This window comes from Streptomyces sp. NPDC044061 (genome assembly GCF_056434305.1).
Map to the genome: position 1 here is coordinate 22,109 of NZ_JBWKFL010000072.1, position 6,152 is coordinate 28,260.

Below are 6,152 nucleotides of genomic sequence, written 5' to 3' on the forward strand. Positions count from 1 at the left end.
CTTGAGCGAACTGCGCAACGCGGCGACGAGCTTGTTGTCGGAGCCGGTCATCGGTGGTCTCCACTCATTCCGGTCGAGTCGAAATCGTCGCGTCCGCCCAGGGCCATGTTGATCAGGGCGTCGGTGTCCATGTCGTCGATCGAGCCGACCTCGCCGTCCGCGGGGTCGAGCGCCACCGGGGTGCCGCCGCCGAGTTCCAGGAGGCGTTCCAGGAGACCCGCGTCACGCAGTCGGCTGAGCGGTATGGCGTGCAGTACGTCCCTGATTCGGCGCTCCGTGTCGGGCTCGCCGTCGTCGGCTTCGGGAGCCAGTTGCGCGGTGAGTTCGGCGGCCAGGGCGGTGGCGTTCGGGTAGTCGAAGACGAGGGTGGGCGGCAGGCGCAGGCCGGTCGCGGCGTTGAGCAGGTTGCGGAACTCGACCGCGCTCAGCGAGTCGAAGCCCAGCTCCTTGAACGGCCGGGCGGCCGGGATGTCCTGTGGTCCGGAGTGTCCGAGGATCGCGGCCGCGTGTGACTTGACGACTTCGAGCAGTTCGGCCTCCCGCTCGTCGGCCGGCGTGTCCGCCAGGCGGCGCAGCAGCGCGTCGGCCGTGTCCGCCGCGACCGGTCGTCCTGCGGGACGCCGTACGAGGGTGCCGAACAGCGGCGGCAGGTCGGCCCGGCTCGCCAGGGACGCGAGGTCCAGCCGGATCGGTATGAGGGCCGGTGCGTCGGTGCCGAGCACCGTGTCGAGGAGCGCCAGACCGTCCGCATCCGACAACGGCCGTACGCCGGTGCGGGTCATACGGCGGCGGTCCCCGTCCACCAGGTCGGCCGCCATGCCGTCGGCGCCGTCCCACAGGCCCCAGGCCAGGGAGTGCGCCGGCAGTCCGAGGGTGCGCCGGTGGGCGGCGAGCGCGTCGAGGAAGGCGTTGGCGGCAGCGTAACTGCCCTGACCGGGGTTGCCGAAGACGCCCGCGGCCGACGAGAACAGTACGAACGCCGACAGCTTCGCGGTCTCGGTCAGTTCGTGCAGATTGAGCGCGGCGTCGACCTTGGGACGGAGAACGGCGTCGACGCGTTCTGGGGTGAGCGAGCCGATCACGCCGTCGTCCAGCACACCGGCCGCGTGCACCACCCCGGTCAGCGGGTGGTCGGCGGGTACCACGGCCAGGGCGTCGGCGAGCGCGTCCCGGTCGGCGACGTCGCACGCCACGACCTCTGCGTGTGCGCCCAACGCCGTCAGTTCGGCCACCAGTTCGGCGCTGCCCTCGGCGGCGGGGCCGCGCCTGCCGAGGAGCAGCAGACGTCGTACGCCGTGTACGGCCGCCAGGTGGTGGGCCACCAGCCTGCCGAGCATGCCGGTGGCGCCGGTGAGCAGCACCGTGCCGTCAGGGTCGAAGGCCGGCAGCCGGTCGGTGGAGGTGGCGGGTCCGGAGGGCCTGGTCAGGCGTGCCACGCGGACTTCGCCGTCCCGTACGGTCACTTGGGGCTCTCCGGCGGCCAGTGCCGTCTCGAGCGCCGTGAGGTCGTCGAGGTCGGCCAGCACGATACGCCCGGGGTTCTCCGACTGTGCCGATCGCACCAGGCCCCAGACCGCCGCACCGGCCAGGTCGGTGACCCCGTTGACGGCGACCGCGTTCCTGGTGACGACCACCAGCGTGGAACGGGCGTACCGGTCGTCCGCCAGCCAGGTCTGCAGCGCACCGAGAACGCGGTGGACCTCCCGATGCACGGCGTCGCTGCCCTGGCCCGGCTCGGTGAAGGTGTCGGTGAACAGTACGACGGTCTCCGGCAGCGCGCCTTCCGGGTCGAGCCGGTCCCAGTGCTCCCAGGCCGGCGGCACCGCCACTGGGTTGGGCACCGGCGTCCATTCGAGCTCGAACAGCGCGTCCCGGCCAGCGGCGCGGGCGGCGGCGAGCTCGGCCGTGTCGACATCACGCAACACCAGCGACTCGACCCAGGCGATCTGCCTGCCCGACCCGTCACTGATGGCCAGCGCGACCCCGCCCTCGGGCGTCGAGGATATCCGTACCCGCAACCGTGTGGCGGCCGGGGCGGACACTCGCACCCCCGTCCAGGCGAACGGAAGCCGTACCGACTCGGGCTCACCCGCACGGAGTCCAATGGCCTGGAGGCACGCATCGAGCAGGGCGGGGTGGAGGCGGAAGCCCTCACCGGACGACGCGGCGGTGGGCAGGACCACTTCGGCGTAGACCTCGTCGCCGTGCTGCCAGGCGGCCGTCAGTCCTTGGAAGGAGGCGCCGTACGTGAGCCCGTCGGCGGCAAGACGGTCGTAGCGGCCCGTGAGATCGACCGGAGCGGCGTCAGGCGGCGGCCACGCGACGAGGGCATCGGCAGAGGCCGGGACGGGTGCAGCCGCCCGGACGGCGCCGACGGCGTGACGGACCCACGGGCGAACGGGATCGTCGCCGCGGGAGTGCACACTGACTGGACGGACCCCCGAGTCGTCCGGGGCCCCGACGAGAATCTGGACCGCGACACCGCCGTGCTCCGGTATCACCAGCGGTGCTTCGAGCACCAACTCGTCGAGTTGGTCACAGCCGCTCTCCTCGGCCGCAGTGATCGCCAACTCGACGAAGCCGGTACCCGGGAACAGAATCGAGTCGCCGACGACATGGTCGGCCAGCCATGGCTGTGTCCGCGTCGACAGACGGCCGGTGAACATCACCGTGTCCGAATCGGCGACGGTCACGGCAGCGCCGAGCAGGGGGTGCACGGCTCGGGTCAGCCCGATGGACTCGGGGTCGCCGCCGGTCGTGCCTCCCCTGTTCCAGTACAGCTGGTGTCGGAAGGGGTAGGTGGGGAGGTCGTCGAGGTGCCGTCCGGAGTGGAGGGCGGTGAAGTCGACATCGGTGCCTCGGGCGTGGAGGTCGCCGAGGGCGGTGAGGAGGGTGTGGGCCTCTTCGCGGTCGCGGCGTTGGGTGGCCCCGATGTGTGTGTCGGCGGGGAGGGTGTCTTCTGCCATGGTGGCGAGGACGGTGTCCGGGCCGAGTTCGAGGAACTTGGTCGCGCCGTGTTCCGCGAGGGTGGTGAGCGCGTCAGCGAAGCGCACCGGCTCGCGTACCTGGCGGACCCAGTAGTCGGGGTCGCGCAGGTCGTCGGTGGCCGGCTCGCCGGTCAGGGTCGAGATCAGCGGGATGCGCGGCGCGTCGTAGTCCAGCTGGGACGCGATCTCGGCGAAGTCGGCCAGCATCGGCTCCATCAGCGGGGAGTGGAAGGCATGGCTGACACGGAGACGGGTGACCTTGTGGTCGTCCTGGAGCCTCTCGATGGTCTCCGTTACCGCGTCCTCGGAGCCCGAAATCACCACCGAGAGGGGCCCGTTGACCGCCGCGACCTCCACACCATCGGCAAGCGCCGCCCGCACCTCGGCCTCGCCGGCCCGGACGGACGCCATCGCACCGCCCACCGGCAGCGCCTGCATCAACTTTCCACGTGCGGCGACGAGTCGGGCAGCATCCGCCAGCGTCAGTACACCCGCCACGTGAGCTGCGGCTAGTTCGCCGATCGAATGGCCCACCACGAAGTCGGGCTGCAGACCGGCCGACTCCAGGAGACGGAACAGGGCGACCTCGATCGCGAAGAGCGCGGGCTGTGCCCACCCGGTCTGCTCAACAGCAGCAGGGTCCTCGCCCCATATGACCTCGCGCAGAGACCGATCCAAGTGAACGTCCAGCGCTGCGGCCACCTCATCAAAGACCTCGGCGAACACCGGGAAACGAGACGCCAGTTCACGACCCATCCCCAAACGCTGCGCACCCTGCCCGGTGAACAGAAACGCCAGCCTGCCCGCCACCATGGGCACCACGCCCACGCCGTCCAGCCCGCTCAGCAGCTCGTCGCGGTCCCTACCCACGACCAACGCCCGGTGCTCGAACTGCCCCCGTCCGGCCAGCGTCCAGGCCACATCCACCGGACGCAACGCCTCTCGTCCGGACACATACGTCTTGAGCTGATCGGCGCATGCGGTCAGTGCTTGGGGCGTCTTCCCGGACACCACCCACGACACCGGCGCCACATCACCATCAGAAGGCGCCGCCGCAACCGTCGGTGGCTCCTCCACGATCACATGCGCGTTCGTGCCACTCAGTCCGAATGAGGAGACGGCGGCCCGACGCGGACGCCCTTCGGCTTCCGGCCACTCCCGGGCCTCGCTCAGCAACTCCACCGCGCCGGAAGACCAGTCCACCTGTCCCGACGGCTCATCCACATGCAACGTCCGCGGCAGCACACCATGCCGCATCGCCAGAACCATCTTCATGATCCCAGCAACGCCCGCCGCAGCCTGCGTATGACCGATGTTCGACTTGATCGACCCCAGCCACAACGGCCTGTCGTCCGGCCGACCCTGCCCATACATCGCCAGCAACGCCTGCGCCTCGATCGGATCGCCCAGGACCGTCCCCGTCCCGTGACCCTCCACCACATCAACATCCACAGCCGACAAACCGGCAGCGGCAAGCGCCTGCCCAATCACCCGCTCCTGCGAGGGCCCGTTCGGCGCCGTCAAACCATTCGACGCACCGTCCTGGTTCACCGCCGAGCCCCGTACCACCGCCAGAACCGGATGCCCAAGACGACGCGCGTCCGACAGCCGCTCCACCAGCAGCACACCCACGCCCTCGGAGAACCCGGTCCCGTCCGCCCTGGCGGCGAACGACCGGCAGCGGCCGTCCGGCGAGAGGCCCCGCTGCCTGCTGAACTCAACGAACACCTCGGGCGTGGCCATGACCGTCACACCCCCCGCGAGCGCGAGTGAGCACTCGCCGTTGCGCAGGGCCTGGGCCGCCAGGTGCAGGGCGACCAGGGAGGACGAGCAGGCCGTGTCCACCGTGACCGCCGGGCCCTCCAGGCCGAACGTGTAGGCCACGCGGCCCGAGGCGATGGATCCGGTGTTGTTGTTGTCCTGATAGTCGTGGTACATGACGCCCGCGAATACGCCGGTGGCGCTTCCGCGCAGCGTGGCCGGGTCGATGCCTGCCCGCTCGAACACCTCCCACGAGGTCTCCAGCAGCAACCGCTGCTGGGGATCCATCGCCAGTGCTTCGTTCGGGCTGATCCCGAAGAAGTCCGCGTCGAACTCCCCCGCCTCATGCAGGAATCCACCCGAGCGCGCATACGTCCTTCCTTGCGTCCCCGGCTCGGGGTCGTAGAGGCCGTCCACGTCCCAGCCCCGGTTCACCGGGAAGTCCGACACCGCGTCCACCCCGGACTCCACCAGCCGCCAGAGTTCCTCCGGCGAGGACACCCCACCCGGGAAACGGCACGCCATCCCCACGATCGCCACCGGCTCGTCGTCGACCCGCGCGGCCGGCGCAGTGATGGCCGACGCCGGGCGGGTACCGTCGTCGAACAGGAGCCTGTCGAGGTGCCCGGCGACCGCGGTGGCCGTCGGATGGTCGAACACCAGCGTCGCGGGAAGCCGCAGACCGGTCACGGCGTTCAGCCGGTTCCGCAGTTCCACGGCGGACAGGGAGTCGAAGCCCAGGTCCTTGAAGGCCTGGTCGGCCGCCACCGAGTCCGCCGACGGATGGCCGAGCACTCGCGCCACCTCGGTCCGCACGAGTAGCAGGAGTTCGGGGACACGTTCCTCGACGGGGCGGCCGACCAGGAGGGTGTGCAGGGACGCGCCGATCGGTGTGCTTCCCGCGGCGCGGCGAGCCGGGGTGACCAGCCCACGCAGCATCGAGGAGAGCGGGCCGGATGCGGCGTCGGCGGCACGTAGCGCGGGAAGGTCGAGCCGGACGAGGACGCGTAGCGTGTCGTCGGCGATCAGGGCGGAGTCGAACAGCGCGAGTCCCTGCTCCACCGTCATCGGCGGGAATCCGTTGCGACCCAGGCGACGTAGTTCCGCTTCGCCGAGGCGCTCGCCCATGCCGCCGGCAGCCCACAGGCCCCAGGCGAGCGACACGGCCGGGAGGCCCGTTGCTCGGCGGTGCGCGGCGAGGGCGTCGAGGAACGTGTTGGCTGCGGCGTAGTTGCCCTGGCCGGGCGCGCCGAGCACGCCGGCCGAGGAGGAGAAGAGGACGAAGGCGGCGAGCGGCTGGTCCAGGGTGAGTTCGTGGAGGTGCCAGGCGGCGTCCGCCTTCGCGCGCAGCACGGCGTCCAGCCGGTCCGCACTCAGCGACGCCACCACACCGTCGTCCAGCAC

General features: G+C 70.9%; 1 protein-coding gene. It reads right to left on the bottom strand.

All coding sequences use genetic code 11. The features are described from left to right. Positions 1-47 precede the first annotated feature (47 nt). A partial coding sequence (locus AC07CM_RS46880; RefSeq protein ID WP_478882694.1) for an SDR family NAD(P)-dependent oxidoreductase occupies positions 48-6,152 on the bottom strand: 6,105 nt, incomplete at its 5' end.